The organism is Actinoplanes missouriensis 431, from assembly GCF_000284295.1.
In the GTDB taxonomy this organism is placed as follows: Bacteria; Actinomycetota; Actinomycetes; order Mycobacteriales; family Micromonosporaceae; genus Actinoplanes; species Actinoplanes missouriensis.
Genome location: NC_017093.1, coordinates 5,366,611 through 5,381,658 on the forward strand (window position 1 = coordinate 5,366,611; position 15,048 = coordinate 5,381,658).

Sequence of the window (15,048 nt, forward strand, 5' to 3'; positions counted from 1 at the left end):
CGGGCTGGAGTCCGGGCGGAACCGCCCCGGAGATGGCGTCCCATAGCGGCCTTCGAGTTGTCCTCCAGCCGACCGGCACACCCTGGGCAGCACCTTCCAGGAAGGATTGCGATGTCCCGTCGTGTCGTGCTGACCGGAATCGGGGTTCGCGCACCGGGCGGAGCCGGAACCGGAGAATTCTGGGACCTGCTGACCTCCGGCCGCAGCGCCACCCGCCGTATCAGCTTCTTCGACCCCGCGCCGTTCCGGTCCCAGATCGCCGGGGAGTGTGACTTCGACCCGGCGGCCGAGGGGCTCTCCGCCCGCGAGATCCGGCGGATGGACCGGGCGGCCCAGCTCGCCGTCGTCTGTGCCAGGTCCGCGGTCGCCGCCAGCGGTCTCGCCGTGGACCGGCTCGACCCGTACCGGATCGGGGTGGTTCTGGGCAGTGCGGTCGCCGCCGCCACCAGCCTCGACAACGAGTACGTGGTGATGTCGGACTCCGGCCGTGCCCGCGAGGTCGACCCCGATTATCTGTCCCCGCACATGTTCGACCACATGACGCCCGGGATCATGCCGGCCGAGGTGGCCTGGACGGTCGGCGCCGAGGGCCCGGTCACCATGATCTCCAACGGCTGCACCTCGGGGCTGGACGCGGTGGGACACGCCGCCCAGCTCATCCGCGAGGGCGCGGCCGACGTCATGGTCACCGGCGCCACCGACGCGCCGATCACGCCCATCGTGGTGGCCAGCTTCGACGCTATCCGGGCGACCACGCCCCGCAACGACGACCCGGAGCACGCCTCCCGTCCGTTCGACGCCACCCGCAACGGGTTCGTGCTGGCCGAGGGCTCGGCGATGTTCGTGCTGGAGGAGCGCGCGCACGCGCTGGCCCGCGGCGCCCACGTCTACGCCGAGCTGAGCGGGTACGCCACCCGGTCGAACGCGTACCACATGACCGGCCTCAAGCCCGACGGCCGGGAGATGGCGGCCGCGATCACCGCCGCCCTCGACGACGGCCGGCACGACCCCACCGACGTGCACTACGTCAACGCGCACGGCTCGGCCACCAAGCAGAACGACAGGCACGAGACCGCCGCCTTCAAACGCGCGCTGGGCGAGCACGCGTACCGGACGCCGGTCAGCTCGATCAAGTCGATGGTCGGGCACTCGCTCGGCGCGGTCGGCGCGATCGAACTGGCCGCCTGCGCCCTGGCGATCGAGCACCAGGTGGTGCCGCCCACCGCGAATCTGCACGAACGCGATCCGGAGTGCGACCTCGACTACGTGCCGCTCACCGCCCGTGAGCAACGGGTGGACACCGTGCTCAGCGTGGGCAGCGGGTTCGGCGGATTCCAGAGCGCGGTGGTGCTGACACGTACCGGAGGAGACCGATGACCGCGGTGGTGACCGGAATCGGGGTGGTGGCCCCCAACGGCCTCGGCGCCGGCGAGTTCTGGAAGGCGACTCTGGAGGGACGCAGCGGGATCGCGGAGCTGACCGGTTTCGACAGCACCCGGCTCCGCGCCCGCCTCGCCGGGCAGGTCCGTGACTTCGACCCGCGGCAGCACCTGCCGGCCCGGCTGCTGCCGCAGACCGACATCTCGACCCGGTACGCACTGGCCGCGGCCGGCTGGGCCCTGGCCGACGCCGCCCTGGATCCCGCCGAGCTGGTCGACTACGAGATGAGCGTGGTCACCGCCAACGCGCTCGGCGGATTCGGCTACACCCACGACGAGCTGCGGAACCTGTGGTCCAAGGGCCCCGGGTACGTCAGCGTCTACGAGTCCTTCGCCTGGTTCTACGCCGTGAACACCGGCCAGATCTCGATCCGCTACGGCATGCGCGGGCCGAGTTGCGCGCTGGTCGCCGAGCAGGCCGGCGGCCTGGACGCCGTCGGGCACGCCCGGCGCACCATCCGGTCCGGGTCGGCGATGGCGGTGGCGGGCGGGGTGGATTCGGCGCTCGACTCGTGGGGCTGGTCGTCGCACCTGTCCAGCGGTCGGGTCAGCGCCTCCGGCTACCGCCCGTTCCACACCGACGCTGACGGGCACGTGCCCGGCGAGGGCGGCGCCATCCTGATCATCGAGGACGCCGCGGCCTTCCAGCGCAGAGGCGGGGGCGCCGCGTACGGGATGATCGCCGGATACGCGTCCACGTTCGACCCGCCCCCCGGCGCCGGCCGTCCACCGGGCCTGCGCCGGGCCGCGGAGATGGCGCTCGCCGACGCCGGTGTCGCTCCCCGCGACGTCGACGTGGTCTTCGCCGACGCGGCCGGCGTGCCGGAACTGGACCGGCAGGAGGCGGCAGCGATCCGCGGCGTCTTCGGCGACCGCGGCGTGCCGGTGACCGCCCCCAAATCGCTGACCGGACGGCTGTTCTCCGGCGGTGGGCCGCTCGACGTGGCCGCCGCCCTGCTCAGCATCCGCGACGGTGTGGTGCCGGGCAGCCCGGACATCGCCGGCCTGGACCCGGCGCACGGCATCGACCTGGTCGGCGAGCCGCGGACCGGGCCGGTCTCCACGGCCCTGGTGCTGGCCCGCGGCCGGTGGGGCTTCAACGCGGCGGTCGTCATCCGTACGTACCGAGCATGAGCAGAGAGGACGGGCAGATGACCCAGCCCCGGACACCGCGGCACCACCGCGAGCACACCCTGATCTCGACCGCCTCCGCGGACGCGCTGTACTCGCTCGCCGCCGACGTGCGGCGCTGGCCGGCGGTCTTCGAACCCACCGTGTACGTACGGCTGCTGGAACACGGGCAGCTCGAACACGGTGAGCACACCGAGCGCTTCCAGATCTGGGCCACCGTCGGCGCCGGGGTACGCACCTGGCAGTCCCGCCGCGAACTGGATCCCCGGCGACGGCGGATCGGCTTCGCCCAGGAGCACACCACCGCGCCGTTCACCGCAATGCGCGGCGGCTGGGAGTTCCAGTCGCTGCCCACCGGCGGGACCCGGATCGTGCTGCGCCACGACTTCGCCCTCACCGACGACACGCCGGCCACGCTGGAGTGGGCGGACCGGGCGCTGGACACCAACAGCGAGAAGGAGCTGGCCGCGCTGGCCCGGATCGCCGAACTCGGGCACCCCGTCGACGAGCTGGTGTTCTCGTTCACCGACACGGTGGACACGGCCGCACCCGCGGCGGACGCGTACGACTTCGTCAACCGCAGCGACCTGTGGCCGCAACGGCTGCCGCACGTCGGCCGGGTGCTGCTGACCGAGGACGAGCCGGGCATCCAGGTGATGGAGATGGACACCGTGACCGCCGACGGCTCGGCGCACACCACCCGGTCGGTCCGGGTTTGCACGCCGGGCCGGCGCATCGTCTACAAGCAGTTGCTGCCACCGAAGATGCTGCTCGGGCACAGTGGCCGGTGGGAGTTCACCGAGCACGACGGCGGCACCCGGATCGCCGCGGAACACACCGTCGCGCTGAACCCGGCGGCGGTGCCCGAGCTCCTCGGCGCGGACGCCACGCTGGCCGACGCGCGGAACCACATCCGGGAGGCGCTGAGCCGCAACAGCCGCAGCACGCTCGCCCACGCCGCGGCGGCTCGGTGATCACCGAGCCGGCGTTCGCCGGGGTGCGGCGCGCGTTCGATGAGAACTTCGCCGCCGGCGACGAGGTGGGCGCCGCGGTCTGCGTCTACCACCGCGGCCGGCCGGTGGTGGACCTGTGGGACGGCCACGCCGACGCCGAGCGCACCGACCCGTGGCGGCCGGACACCCTCGCGGTGCTGGCCTCCCCGACCAAGGCGCTGGTCACCGGGGCGCTGCTGCACCTCGCCGAACGGGGTGTGGTGGACCTGGACGCCCCGATCGCCCGGTACTGGCCGGAGTTCGCGGCGCACGGCAAGGACCGCGTCACCGCACGGATGGTGCTCGCCCAGCGGTCCGGGGTGGTGTGCCTGGACCACGATCCGATCACTCCGGAGCACCTGCGCGCGCACACACCGATCGCCCGGGCGCTCGCCGCGGCCCGCCCGGAGTGGGAGCCGGACACCGCGTTCGCCTACCACGCCGCCACGTACGGCCATCTGGTCAGCGAGATTATCCGGCGGCGCACCGGCCGGACCGTCGGCGAGTACTTCGCCCGCGAGATAGCCGCGCCGCTCGGCCTGGACTGCCACATCGGCCTGCCCGACCCGGGTGCCGCGCATCTCGCCGCGATGCTCGAGTCCCGCGCCGAGCAGCTGATGGACGGCGCCGCGCCCGGCGACGAGAACCCGCTGCTGGTGGCGCTCGGCGACAAGTCGTCGCTGACCTACCGGGCGTCGGTGGGCACGATGGCGCTGCCGGACGCGTTGGACCCGTCCGTCGAGGACCCCTCGTACGGTGGCCTGGCGAGCGCGCAGTCCCTGGCCCGTTACTTCGCGTCGTTCCTCGGCCCGGTCGGCGGCTTCCGCCTGGTCGGGCCGGCCACGGTGGCGCGGATCCGCCGGGTCCACTCGCAGGGCACCTGCCTGATCACCCGGCTGCCGGCCGCCTGGGGTCTCGGCATGCAGGTGGCCGACAGCCCGGTCTTCCCGGCGGCGGCCGGCCTGGGCGGCGCGTTCGGGTTCGACGGCGCCAACGGCGTGTTCACCTTCGCCGACCCCGATCACGAGCTGGCGTTCGCGTACGTGCGCAACGCCGGGTCCGCGACCGTCGGCCGGATCAGCGACCGGGCCCGCCGCCTGGTCGAGGCCGTCTATGCCAGTGCCGGTGCCGACACCGGCGACCACGACAGAGAGGTACGACCGAGATGACCGGAGAGAACAAGGTCGCGCTGGTGACCGGTGCGACGAGCGGCATCGGCCTGGAGGTCACCCGGCATCTGGCCGGCGCCGGCTGGCAGGTCTACATCGGCGCCCGGCGCCCGGACGTGCTGGCCGAGACGGTGAAGAGCCTGACGGACGAGGGCCTCACCGTGGACGGCCAGACCTGTGACGTCACCTCTCCCGCCGACGTGCGCGCCCTGGTCCGGGCCGCGACCGCGCGTTTCGGCCCGCTCGCGGCGCTGGTGAACAACGCCGGCCGCTCCGGCGGCGGCGTCACCCGGGAGATCAGTGACGAGCTCTGGTACGACGTGATCAACACCAACCTGCACGGCGTGTTCCTGGTGACCCGGGAGGTGCTCAACCACGGCGGCATGCTGGACCGTGGCTGGGGCCGGATCGTCAACATCGCGTCCACCGGCGGCAAGCAAGGCGTGGTGCACGGCGCGCCGTACTCGGCCTCGAAGCACGGTGTGGTGGGGCTGACCAAGGCGCTCGGCCTGGAGCTGGCCAAGACCGGCGTGACAGTCAACGCGGTCTGCCCGGGCTTCGTGGAGACGCCGATGGCCGAGCGGGTCCGGGACGTCTACGCCGCGATGTGGGACGTCTCCACCGAGGAGGTGCGCACCCGGGTCAACGCGCGGGTGCCGCTCGGCCGTTACGTGCAGCCGTCCGAGGTGGCCGCCATGGTCGGCTATCTGGTGTCCCCGGCGGCCGACGCGGTGACCGCACAGGCCATGAACGTCTGCGGTGGTCTCGGCAACTACTGACCCGCGCCGCACGTACAAGCAGGTCCCGGCCGCCGGCCGGGACCTGCTTCGCTGTCCCCCGGGGGCATTCCGGGCAACCCGGTACACGAGAGAGGTGCCCGGTCTCGTGGACCGGGCACCTCTCTCGTTCGCTGCCGGGATCACCGGGCTCGAGAACTACTCTCGCTCAGGGCCCTACAAGCTCACTGGAGGGCCGGTCGACGACCCCGTCTCCGGCGATCCGCAGCGATTCCACCAGCCCGCGGTACAGCTCGTCGGAGCTCATCAGCTCGGCGTGTGTGCCCGCCGCCCGGACCCGCCCCTCGTCCATCACGACGATCCGGTCGGCGTCCAGGACGGTCGACAGCCGGTGCGCGATGGTCACCACCGCGCCGGTCTCGCCGCGGCGGCGTACCGTCTCCTGCACGGTGGCCTCCAGCAGGCCGTCCACCTGCGCGGTCGCCTCGTCCAGCAGCAGCACCTCGGGTTCGCGCAGGAGTGCCCGGGCCACCGCGAGGCGCTGCCGCTGCCCACCGGAGAGATCGGTCGGCCCCACCCGCGTGTCGACACCGTCGGGCAGGGCGGCCACCTTGGCGCTCAGCCGCACCGCGGCCAGCGCCGCGTGCAGCTCCTCATCGGTGGCTTCCGGATGGGTGAAGAGCAGGTTGTCGCGGATCGTGCCGGGCACCACCGGCGCCTCCTGTTCGACGTAGGCGAACCGGGACCGCACCTCCTCGTGCGTGTACGCCCGATACGGCCGGCCGTCCAGCAGCAACTCCCCCTCGGACGGCTCCAGGAAGCGCAGCAACAGGGAGAACAGCGTGGTCTTGCCGGCGCCCGACGGCCCGACCAGCGCGATGTGCCCGCGCCGGGGGATGTCCAGGTCGATGCCGGCGACGGCCGGCAGCGCGTCCGGGTCGTAGCCGGCGGTGATCCCGCGCAGCCGCAGCACCGGTCCGTCCGGCGGGCCGGGCGCCGGGTCCGCGGCGAGCAGCGGCGCCGCCGGCTCCACCTCGATCGCCTCGATCTCGCGGATCCGCCCGGCCGCGGCGATGCCGGCCTGCAACGCCGTGACGTTCTGGGTCAGCTCGGTGATCGGGCCGAGCAACTGGAACGCGTACAGCAGGAAGGCGATCAGGCCGGACACCTCCAGCAGGCCCAGTTGCGCGCGCCAGGCGCCGATGCCGAGCACCACGATCACCGAGAGCTGGATGCCGGTCCACGCGATCGTCCACACCGAGGCGGTGATGCGCGCCGCCCGCACACTGTGGGCCGCGGCGTCGCGCGCGTCAGCCGTGACGGACGCGCCGAGCCGGTCCTCCGCGCGGCTGGCCTTCACCGTGCGGATGGCCCGCAGCGCCGCTTCGAGAGAGCCACCGAGCTGCCCCACCGACTCCTGGGCGGACGCCTGCGCCTTCGCGATCGACGGCATCAGCGCGGCCATCACCGCGCCGACGACGAGAACCGCGCCGGCCGTGCAGGCGAGCAGCACGACGTCGAGCACACCCATCAGCAGGAGCGTCCCGGCGAGCGCGACGCCGCTGTTGATCAGCCCCACGATGCTGCCGGAGGCCTCGTGCAGCAGGCCGGTGTCCGAGGTTACGCGGGTGACCAGCTCACCGCTGGACCGGCGTTGCAGCTCCCCGACGCGGGCCCGGAGATAGCGACTGATCATGGAGGTCCGGGCGTCCAGCACGATGCGCTCGGCCAGGGTGCCGAGCAGCCGCCACTGCCACAGCGAGATCCCGGCGCCGAGGAAGACCAGCAGGATCAGGGCACTCAGCGGCTCGGACATCGGCTCGCGGTCCTCCAGGGTGTCGAGCACCCATTTGGTGACGAGCGGAGTGGCGAGGCCGGCCGCGTTGGCCAGCAGGCCGAGAACGAGACCGAGCACCATCGTACGGCGGTGCGGCGCCATGAAAGTCAGAAGCAGACGTAGCCGGGGCAGGGCAGGACCGGTTTCGGTGAAAGGCATTTTCCTACCGAATCCCGTGTCGGCGACGCAGTCAAACGCCCTCGATCGGCGCTCCAGCGTGGCCCGAGACGGCGGCCGCAGGCTGGGCCGGCGACCGCCGGACGGAGCCGGCGCGCGTTCCGCCGCCCACCACCGAGGATCGGGTCGACGCCATGCCCACCATGCTCGTGACCGGGGGCGCCGGCTTCATCGGCGCCAACTTCACCCACTACACCGTCCGCCACCATCCCCGCTGGCGCGTCGTCGTGCTCGACGCGCTGACGTACGCCGGTGACCGCGCCAGCCTCGGCCCGGTGGCCGGCGACATCACGTTCGTACGCGGTGACATCTGCGACGCGGATCTGGTCGACCGGCTGACCGCCGAGGCCGATGTGGTGGTCCACTTCGCCGCCGAGTCGCACGTCGACAACTCGCTGCACGATCCGGAGCCGTTCCTGCGGACCAACGTCGTGGGCACGTTCCGCCTGCTCGAAGCGGTCCGCCGGCACGGCACGCGGCTTCACCACGTCTCGACCGACGAGGTCTTCGGCGACCTGCCGCTGGACTCCGCGCAGCGGTTCACCGAGGCCACCGCGTACGACCCGTCCAGCCCGTACTCGGCGACCAAGGCGGCCTCGGACATGCTGGTGCGGGCCTGGGCGCGGTCGTACGGGATCAGGGCCACGCTGTCGAACTGCGCGAACAACTACGGGCCCTATCAACACGTGGAGAAGTTCATCCCGCGCCAGATCACCAACGTGCTGCGCGGCGAGCGCCCGCGGCTCTACGGCGCCGGCGTCAACGTCCGGGAGTGGACCCACGTGGACGACCACAACGCCGCGGTGCACCTGATCCTCGAGGCGGGGCGGATCGGCGAGACCTACCTCATCGGCTCCGGCGACGAGCGCAGCAACCGGGAGATCGTCGAGCTGATCCTGGACACGATGGGCCGGCCGGTGGACGCCTACGACCACGTCCCCGACCGGCCCGGACATGACCTGCGGTACGCCAACGACACCTCGAAGATCCGTACCGAGCTGGGCTGGCGGCCGGTCTACGACGACATCGCCGCCGGGCTGTCCGCGACGGCCGGCTGGTACCGCGCCAACGAATGGTGGTGGACAGCGCACAAGGAACGCGCCGAACGGCGTTATCAGGAGCTCGGCCGGTGACCGCCCGGCCGGCATCCGAACCTCTCCCCCGGGTCGAGAAGGAGTGTGCGGCATGAAGGGAATCGTCCTGGCCGGTGGCACCGGCAGCCGTCTGCATCCGGTCACCATCGGCATCTGCAAACAATTGGCGCCGGTCTACAACAAACCGATGATCTACTACCCGCTGTCGACGCTGATGCTGGCCGGGATCACCGACATCCTGATCATCTGCACGCCCGCCGACCGGCCCGCCTTCACCCGGCTGCTCGGCGACGGCAGCCGGCTGGGCCTGACGCTGACCTACGCCGAGCAGCCGCAGCCCAACGGGCTCGCCGAGGCGTTCCTGATCGGCGCGAGCCACATCGGCGACGACACGGTCGCGCTGGTCCTCGGCGACAACATCTTCCACGGGCACGGCTTCTCCGGGCTGCTGCAGAGCCTCGCCGCCGATGTGAAGGGCGCCGTGCTGTTCGGCTACGAGGTCGCCGACCCGCACCGGCACGGCATCGGCGAGACGGATGCCGGTGGCCGCCTGGTCTCCATCGAGGAGAAGCCGGAACATCCCCGCAGCAACCGGGCCATCACCGGGCTGTACTTCTACGACAACGACGTCGTGGAGATCGCCGGGCGAGTCACCCCGTCGGCGCGCGGCGAGCTGGAGATCACCGACGTGAGCCGGGCGTACATGGAACGCGGCCAGGCGCGGGTGGTCGATCTGGGCCGGGGCTTCGCCTGGCTGGACACCGGCACCCACGCGTCGCTGCTGGACGCCGGCCAGTACGTGCGGACCCTGGAGGAGCGGCAGGGCATCCAGATCGCCTGTCTCGAGGAGATCGCGATGCGGATGGGCCTGATCACCCCGGAGCAGTGCTACAGGCTCGGTGCGGGGGCCGGGCATTCGACGTACTCGCAGTACGTGATGGACACCGCCCGCGCCGCCATGGCCGGCCATCGGCCGGAGTGACAACACCGGCCCGACAACGACCGGCCCGACAACGACCGGCCTGACGTCGTGCACAGGACGGCCCGCGCGGATCGCTCCGCGCGGGCCGTCCGTCACGTCACCGGCCGGCGGCCAGCGGGGCGCGGCGCGCAGCCAGGTGCCGGCTCATCGACGCGACCTGGCCGACAAGCGCGGCCATCCGGGTACGGCACTGGCGTTCCGCGGCCGACGTCGCCGTGACACCGAACGCGCCGGACTCGGTGACGGTCACGCCCAGGGGTGTCGGCCAGGCGCGCAGCGCGTGGCTCACCGTGCGCAGCGTGGCCAGGGTGGACACCGCGCCCTGGACGCCGGCGCCGACCGCCACGCAGCCGACCGGGCGGCCGTCCAGGAACGGCAGCGGGCCGTCGAGGTCGTTGAGATAGTCGAGCGCGTTCTTCAGCAGGCCGGTCACCGTGCCGTGGTACGCCGGTGAGATCAGCACCAGGCCGTCGGCGGCCGCCATGGTGGCGAGGAAGCCGCGGACGCCGTCGTGCCCCGCGGACAGGCCGGGACGGTAGAAGGGGAACTCCAGCGCGGCCCCGGGCAGGACCACCGGCCGGACGCCCTCCTCGGCACACTGCCGCGCGCACCACTCCGCCACCCGGTCGGAGGTGGAGCCTGGCCGCAGGGAGCCGCTGACCATGACGACGAGGGGGGTGGTCATCGTTGCGGACACCTCCGGTGCGCGGGAACAGGGCGGACGCCACGGCAGCCGGTGGCGTCCGCCCGCGCCGTCAGCGCGCCGGCGCCCGTCCCGGCGGGCGTTCCGAGATGACGCTAGAGCCGCGCGGTGGACCGCCGGTCGAACCCGGCTCGCCCCGCGGCGCGGCCGGCTCCGGCAGCAGACCCTCGGAACGCAGCCACTTCGCGCAGGCGTCCGCCCACTCCGCGGTGTGCGGCACCCGGGTCTCCCCCTGCCCGTCGTACACGACCCCGTCGGCGAGGCCCAGGCCGTGCCCGCCGTGCGGATAGATGTGCAGCTCGACGGGGACACCCGCTTGCTGCAGCGCGGCGGCGTACGCCAGCGCGTTGGGAAAACCGGGCGGATCCTCGGCGGTCGCCCACAGGAAGGTGGGACCGACGTCGCCGTCGATGTGCCGGACGGGCGAGAACTCGTCGCGCCGGTCCATCCGCCCGTCCAGCAGGCCGGACACCGCTTCGTCGGGAAGCAGCCGCAGATCGGCCGGTGCGTAGGCGAGGATGGTGAAGTCCGGCCGGCGCCGGACCGCGCCGGGCTCGTCGGTGGAGAGCACCGCGCCGGCCGACAGCAGACCCGCCAGCAGGCCGCCGGCGCTGGATCCGATCACCCCGAGCCGGGTGGTGTCCACATCCAGCCCGTGCGGGCCGGATCGGATCCAGTCGAGGGCCTCCCGGCAGGCCAGCAGCGGCTCCGGCAGCGGATGGCCGGGCAGCAGCGGGTACCGGAAGACGAAGGCGTGGAGCCCGAGCCCGCTGAGCCAGCGCGCGTACCCGTCGCCCTCGTGAGCGGCGTGGAACCGGAACGCTCCGCCGGGCAGCACCAGCACGGCCGGGCGCGGTCCGCTGCCGCCGTCCGCGGCCGGATGAATGGTCATCACATCATGCATACGGCTCCCTACCCATAAATCGCCGGCGGCGTCCAGTCCTGGCCGAGCACCGGCCGCAGGGCGGTGACCACCGTCGCCAGCGGCGCCACCCGGCCCATCGGGCCCCCGAACAGGTCAAAGTGACAGTCGCTACTCTCCCTGCCGGTCAGACGACCAGGCTGAGCAGCATCACGCAGGCGAACCCGACCACCGAGATGATCGTCTCCATCACCGACCAGGTCTTGATGGTCTGTCCGACGGTCATCCCGAAGTACTCCTTGACCAGCCAGAACCCGGCGTCGTTGACGTGCGAGAAGAAGAGCGACCCGGACCCGATCGCCAGCGCCAGCAGCGCCACCGTCGGCGAGTCGAGCGTGGTGGCCAGCGGTGCCACGATGCCGGCCGCGGTGATCGTGGCGACGGTGGCCGAGCCGGTCGCGACCCGGATGCCGACCGCGACGAGCCAGCCGAGCAGCAGCGCGTTGATGTTCGCGTCCTGCGCGGCGTCGGCGATCACGTTGCCCACCCCGGCGTCCACCAGGACCTGCTTGAAGCCGCCGCCGGCCGCCACGATCAGCAGGATGCCGGCGATCGGGGGCAGCGCGCCACCGAGCACCGCCGAGGTCTCCTTGCGGTCGAAGCCGGCCCGGTACCCGAGCGCCCACATCGCCACGAACACGCCGGCGAGCAGCGCCACGACCGGCTCACCGATGATCTCGAAGGCGTTGCGCACGCTGTCGCCCTCGGGCAGGACGACCTCGGCGACGCCGCGCGCCAGCATCAGGACGACCGGCAGCAGCACGGTCAGCACGGCCGCCCAGAAGCCCGGGTTGCGACGCCCGCGCACCTGGTCGTCGACGAGCTCGCCGGGCTCGCTCGGGTTCGCCAGGTCGGAGCGGTCGACGAAGTCCTGGCCGCCGGCCGGACCCGAGCCGGGCCGGGCGGTGCCGGCGCCGCTCCGCTCGGTGGTGGCGCCGCCGCCGGCTGCGGCCGTCGCCAGCAGGGTCGGCTTCGCCAGCGGCACCCGCTTCGCGATGAAGTTGCCGAACACCGGTCCCGCGATGATCACTGTCGGGATCGCGCAGATCAGGCCGAACAGCAGCGTCATGCCCAGGTCCGCGTTGAGGCTGGAGATGGCGACCAGCGGGCCGGGGTGCGGCGGGACGAGACCGTGCAGCACGGACAGGCCGGCCAGCGCCGGGATGCCGAGGCGGAGCAGCCCGATGTCGGTCCGCTGAACCACCAGCAGCACGATTGGCACCAGCAGCACCACGCCGACCTCGAAGAACAGTGGCAACCCGATCAGCGCGGCGACACCGGCCATGGCCCACGGCAGCGCCGCGCCGGAGACCCCGTTGACGATCCGGTTGACGATGCCGTCGGCGCCACCGGACTCGGCGAGCAGCGCGCCGATCATCGAGCCGAGCGCGATCAGCACGCCCACGCTGCCGACCGTGTTCCCGAGGCCGGTGGTGAACGAGTCGATCGCCGCTCCCGGCGAGGCGCCCGCGACCAGGCCGAGCACTCCGGAACCGGTGATCAGGGCGAGGAACGGATGCCATTTCGCCCAGGCGATCAGCAGGACGACGGCGGCGATGCCGAGCACCGCCGCCAGGATGAGCTGGCCGGTACCGGCATCGGTGATGGCCTCGGCGGCAAGGGGCGTCATGCGCCCGCGTTACCCACCTGAAACACCGTTCAATCTTGGTACGGTCCCTACGTCGCCAGTCCGCGACGCCCGGAAAGGCACTGGCCCGCCGTGTCAGCCCAGTGGAAGCCCTTCCTGCAACAACACCAGCGCCTTCTCCAACCGGTGATAGTCCGCGGGCGTGACCCCGTCGGTCTTCTCCGCCCCCTCCGGCGGCAGCACCGCGACCATCGCCCCCACCGCCGCCCCCGCGATCACCCGGGCCGAGAAGTCGTCCGCCGGCAACCCGGCCCGCTCGGCGATCACCCCGGCCACCATGTCGATCGCGTCGGTCATCTGGTGCAGCATCCGCGCCCGCAGCTCGGGCACACCGAGCACGAGCCGCTGCCGGCGCCGCTCGAACTCCCAGGTCTCCGGGCTCATCCCGTCGAACACGCCACGGATCCCGCGCAGGATAGCCTCGACCGGCGGGACGGCGGCGGGCTGCGCGCGGATCGCGCCGAGCAGCACCGCGTCGACGTCGTCGACCAGAACGACATCTTCCTTGGACGGGAAGTAGCGGAAGAACGTGCTGGGCGAGACCTCGGCCGCGTCCGCGATCTGGTCCACGGTCGTCGCCGCGTATCCCTGCTCCTCGAACAACCGCATCGCGTGTTCGCGGATCGCGGCCCGGGTCTTCGCCTTCTTGCGTTCGCGCAATCCGGTGGGCGGGGCTGTCATGCCTCCGATTCTGCCAGCACCACGGGCGTGCTCCCGGTTCCGTGCGCCGGCATGACGATCAGCGCCAGCACCGCGCCCACCGCGGCCACGGCGCCCGCGACCAGCAGCGAGAGGTCCATGCCGGAGACGAACGCGGCGCGTACCGAGGCGAGCAGCGCCGGATCGCCGAGCTGCCCGGCGACCGCGACACCGGACGCGGCGCTGTCCCGGACGGCGTCCGCCGCCGGCTCCGGCAGTCCGGCCGTGCCGACCGCCTCGCGGTACCCGGAGTTGAGGATCATCCCGAGCACCGCCACCCCGATCGCGCTGCCGACCTGCCGCAGCGCCTGGATCAGGCCGTTCCCCACGCCGCTGCGTTCCGGGGTGAGCGCGCCGAGCGCGGCGTTCATCGACGACGGCATGGTGAACCCGAGCCCGATCCCGGTCAGCGTGATCCAGAAGGCCACATAGCCGTAGGAGGAGGCCGCCGAGGTGAGCGCTCCCGTGAACAGTCCCGCCGCCATCAGCGCCAGCCCGGCCGCGATGACCACGCGGGCGCCGAGCCGCCCGGCGAGCGTCCCGGCGATCCGGGCGCCGACGACGAGACCGCCGATCACCGGGAGCAGGCGCAGGCCGGTCCCGAACGCGTCCTGCCCTCCGACCGCCTGGTAAAGCTGCGGCAGCGCGAAGAGCAGCCCGAAGAAGGCGAATCCGGCGATCGTGGCGAAGAGCGTGCCACCGGTGAACGCCCGGTTGCGGAACAGCGCGAGATCGATGAGCGGCGTCGCGGCCCGCCGCTCCCAGAACGCGAGCAGGATCAAGGACAACACGCCGGAGGCGATGAGGACCCGGGTGCGTCCGTCACCCCAGCCACGTTCACCGGCTTCGATGATCCCGTACGTCACCGCGACCAGTCCCGCCACCACCAGCAGGATCCCGGCCGGGTCGGCGCCGCGTCCCCGGTCACCGTGCGACTCGGGCACCCAGGCGGCGACGGCGATCAGCCCGCCCACCACCAGCGGCAGGTTGATCAGGAAGACCGAGCCCCAGTGGAAATGGTCGAGCAGCCACCCGCCGAGCAGCGGTCCGAGCGGCACGCCGAGCGCGTTGGCGGTGACCCACACGGCGAGCGCCCTGGGCCGCTCCCGCTCGTCGAAGAGAACCGTCACGACGGCGCCCATCAACGCCATGATCACCGCGGAGGCGAGGCCGAGCACCGACCGGGCCGCGATCAGCTGGCCGGTCGTGGACGCGTACGCGCAGGCCGCCGACGCGAGCCCGAACAAGGCCAGCGCCCCGAGCAGGAACCGTTTACGGCCGAACCGGTCCCCGAGCATCCCGGCGGGCAGCAGCGCCGCGGCGAGAACCAGCAGGTAGGAGGTGGTGAACCACTGAAGGTCGCTGGTCGAGGCGCCGAGGTCCCCGGCGAGCGTCGGCAGGGCGACGCTGAGCACGGTGCCGTCGAGCCCGACGGCGAGGGTGCAGAGAGCGAGGGCGGCGAGCGCGTACCAGCGCGTCATGAGAGTAGTCATCTTTTGACAGTAACTCTCAAAAGAA

At 72.4% G+C, this 15,048-nt stretch carries 13 protein-coding genes; 7 read left to right on the forward strand and 6 right to left on the reverse strand.

What is annotated here, in order from left to right:
- Positions 1–111 precede the first annotated feature (111 nt).
- The 5 genes from AMIS_RS24895 to AMIS_RS24915 are packed head-to-tail and all read left to right on the forward strand — an operon-like array spanning position 112 to position 5,510.
- Positions 112–1,377, forward strand: a complete 1,266-nt coding sequence (locus tag AMIS_RS24895) for a beta-ketoacyl-[acyl-carrier-protein] synthase family protein (protein WP_014445173.1) — start codon at positions 112–114, stop codon at positions 1,375–1,377.
- Entirely contained in the window at positions 1,374–2,573 is a 1,200-nt protein-coding gene (locus AMIS_RS24900) for a ketosynthase chain-length factor (protein WP_014445174.1), read from the forward strand. The genes AMIS_RS24895 and AMIS_RS24900 overlap by 4 nt, the downstream gene beginning before the upstream one ends.
- On the forward strand, positions 2,570–3,544 hold the full coding sequence (locus AMIS_RS24905; RefSeq protein WP_014445175.1) for an aromatase/cyclase: 975 nt from the start codon (positions 2,570–2,572) through the stop codon (positions 3,542–3,544). Before AMIS_RS24900 ends, AMIS_RS24905 begins: the two co-directional genes overlap by 4 nt.
- Positions 3,541–4,731 carry a serine hydrolase domain-containing protein gene (locus AMIS_RS24910; protein WP_014445176.1) on the forward strand — a complete coding sequence of 397 codons (1,191 nt, stop codon included), beginning with the start codon at positions 3,541–3,543 and terminating at the stop codon, positions 4,729–4,731. The genes AMIS_RS24905 and AMIS_RS24910 overlap by 4 nt, the downstream gene beginning before the upstream one ends.
- The gene (locus tag AMIS_RS24915; RefSeq protein WP_014445177.1) at positions 4,728–5,510 is read left to right on the forward strand and encodes an SDR family NAD(P)-dependent oxidoreductase; all 783 of its coding nucleotides are present in this window, start codon (positions 4,728–4,730) and stop codon (positions 5,508–5,510) included. Before AMIS_RS24910 ends, AMIS_RS24915 begins: the two co-directional genes overlap by 4 nt.
- Positions 5,511–5,676: 166 nt before the next feature.
- Here AMIS_RS24915 and AMIS_RS24920 read toward each other — a convergent pair whose 3' ends face one another.
- The gene (locus AMIS_RS24920) at positions 5,677–7,464 is read right to left on the reverse strand and encodes an ABC transporter ATP-binding protein (protein ID WP_231859076.1); all 1,788 of its coding nucleotides are present in this window, start codon (positions 7,462–7,464) and stop codon (positions 5,677–5,679) included.
- Positions 7,465–7,625: 161 nt separating this feature from the next.
- Here AMIS_RS24920 and rfbB point away from each other — a divergent pair, with 161 nt between their 5' ends.
- Entirely contained in the window at positions 7,626–8,615 is a 990-nt protein-coding gene (rfbB, locus tag AMIS_RS24925; protein ID WP_041831260.1) for a dTDP-glucose 4,6-dehydratase, read from the forward strand.
- A 52-nt stretch (positions 8,616–8,667) separates the two neighbouring features.
- Positions 8,668–9,558: a glucose-1-phosphate thymidylyltransferase RfbA gene (gene rfbA / locus AMIS_RS24930; protein ID WP_014445180.1), complete on the forward strand. Its 891-nt coding sequence runs from the start codon at positions 8,668–8,670 to the stop codon at positions 9,556–9,558.
- 97 nt (positions 9,559–9,655) lie between these two features.
- Here the strand turns inward: rfbA and AMIS_RS24935 are convergent, their stop codons facing one another.
- The 5 genes from AMIS_RS24935 to AMIS_RS24955 form a co-directional block, all read right to left on the reverse strand.
- A complete protein-coding gene (locus tag AMIS_RS24935) occupies positions 9,656–10,243 on the reverse strand; it encodes an NADPH-dependent FMN reductase (RefSeq protein WP_014445181.1) in 588 nt (195 codons plus the stop codon).
- A 70-nt stretch (positions 10,244–10,313) separates the two neighbouring features.
- Positions 10,314–11,153 carry an alpha/beta hydrolase gene (locus tag AMIS_RS24940; protein ID WP_231859077.1) on the reverse strand — a complete coding sequence of 280 codons (840 nt, stop codon included), beginning with the start codon at positions 11,151–11,153 and terminating at the stop codon, positions 10,314–10,316.
- 157 nt (positions 11,154–11,310) lie between these two features.
- Positions 11,311–12,813 (reverse strand): GntT/GntP/DsdX family permease, encoded by a 1,503-nt coding sequence (locus tag AMIS_RS24945; RefSeq protein ID WP_014445183.1) that lies wholly within the window; start codon positions 12,811–12,813, stop codon positions 11,311–11,313.
- Between the two features lie 93 nt (positions 12,814–12,906).
- Positions 12,907–13,512 carry an acyl-CoA-like ligand-binding transcription factor gene (locus AMIS_RS24950; protein WP_014445184.1) on the reverse strand — a complete coding sequence of 202 codons (606 nt, stop codon included), beginning with the start codon at positions 13,510–13,512 and terminating at the stop codon, positions 12,907–12,909.
- Positions 13,509–15,023, reverse strand: a complete 1,515-nt coding sequence (locus tag AMIS_RS24955) for a DHA2 family efflux MFS transporter permease subunit (RefSeq protein ID WP_014445185.1) — start codon at positions 15,021–15,023, stop codon at positions 13,509–13,511. The genes AMIS_RS24950 and AMIS_RS24955 overlap by 4 nt, the downstream gene beginning before the upstream one ends.
- Positions 15,024–15,048: the final 25 nt, after the last annotated feature.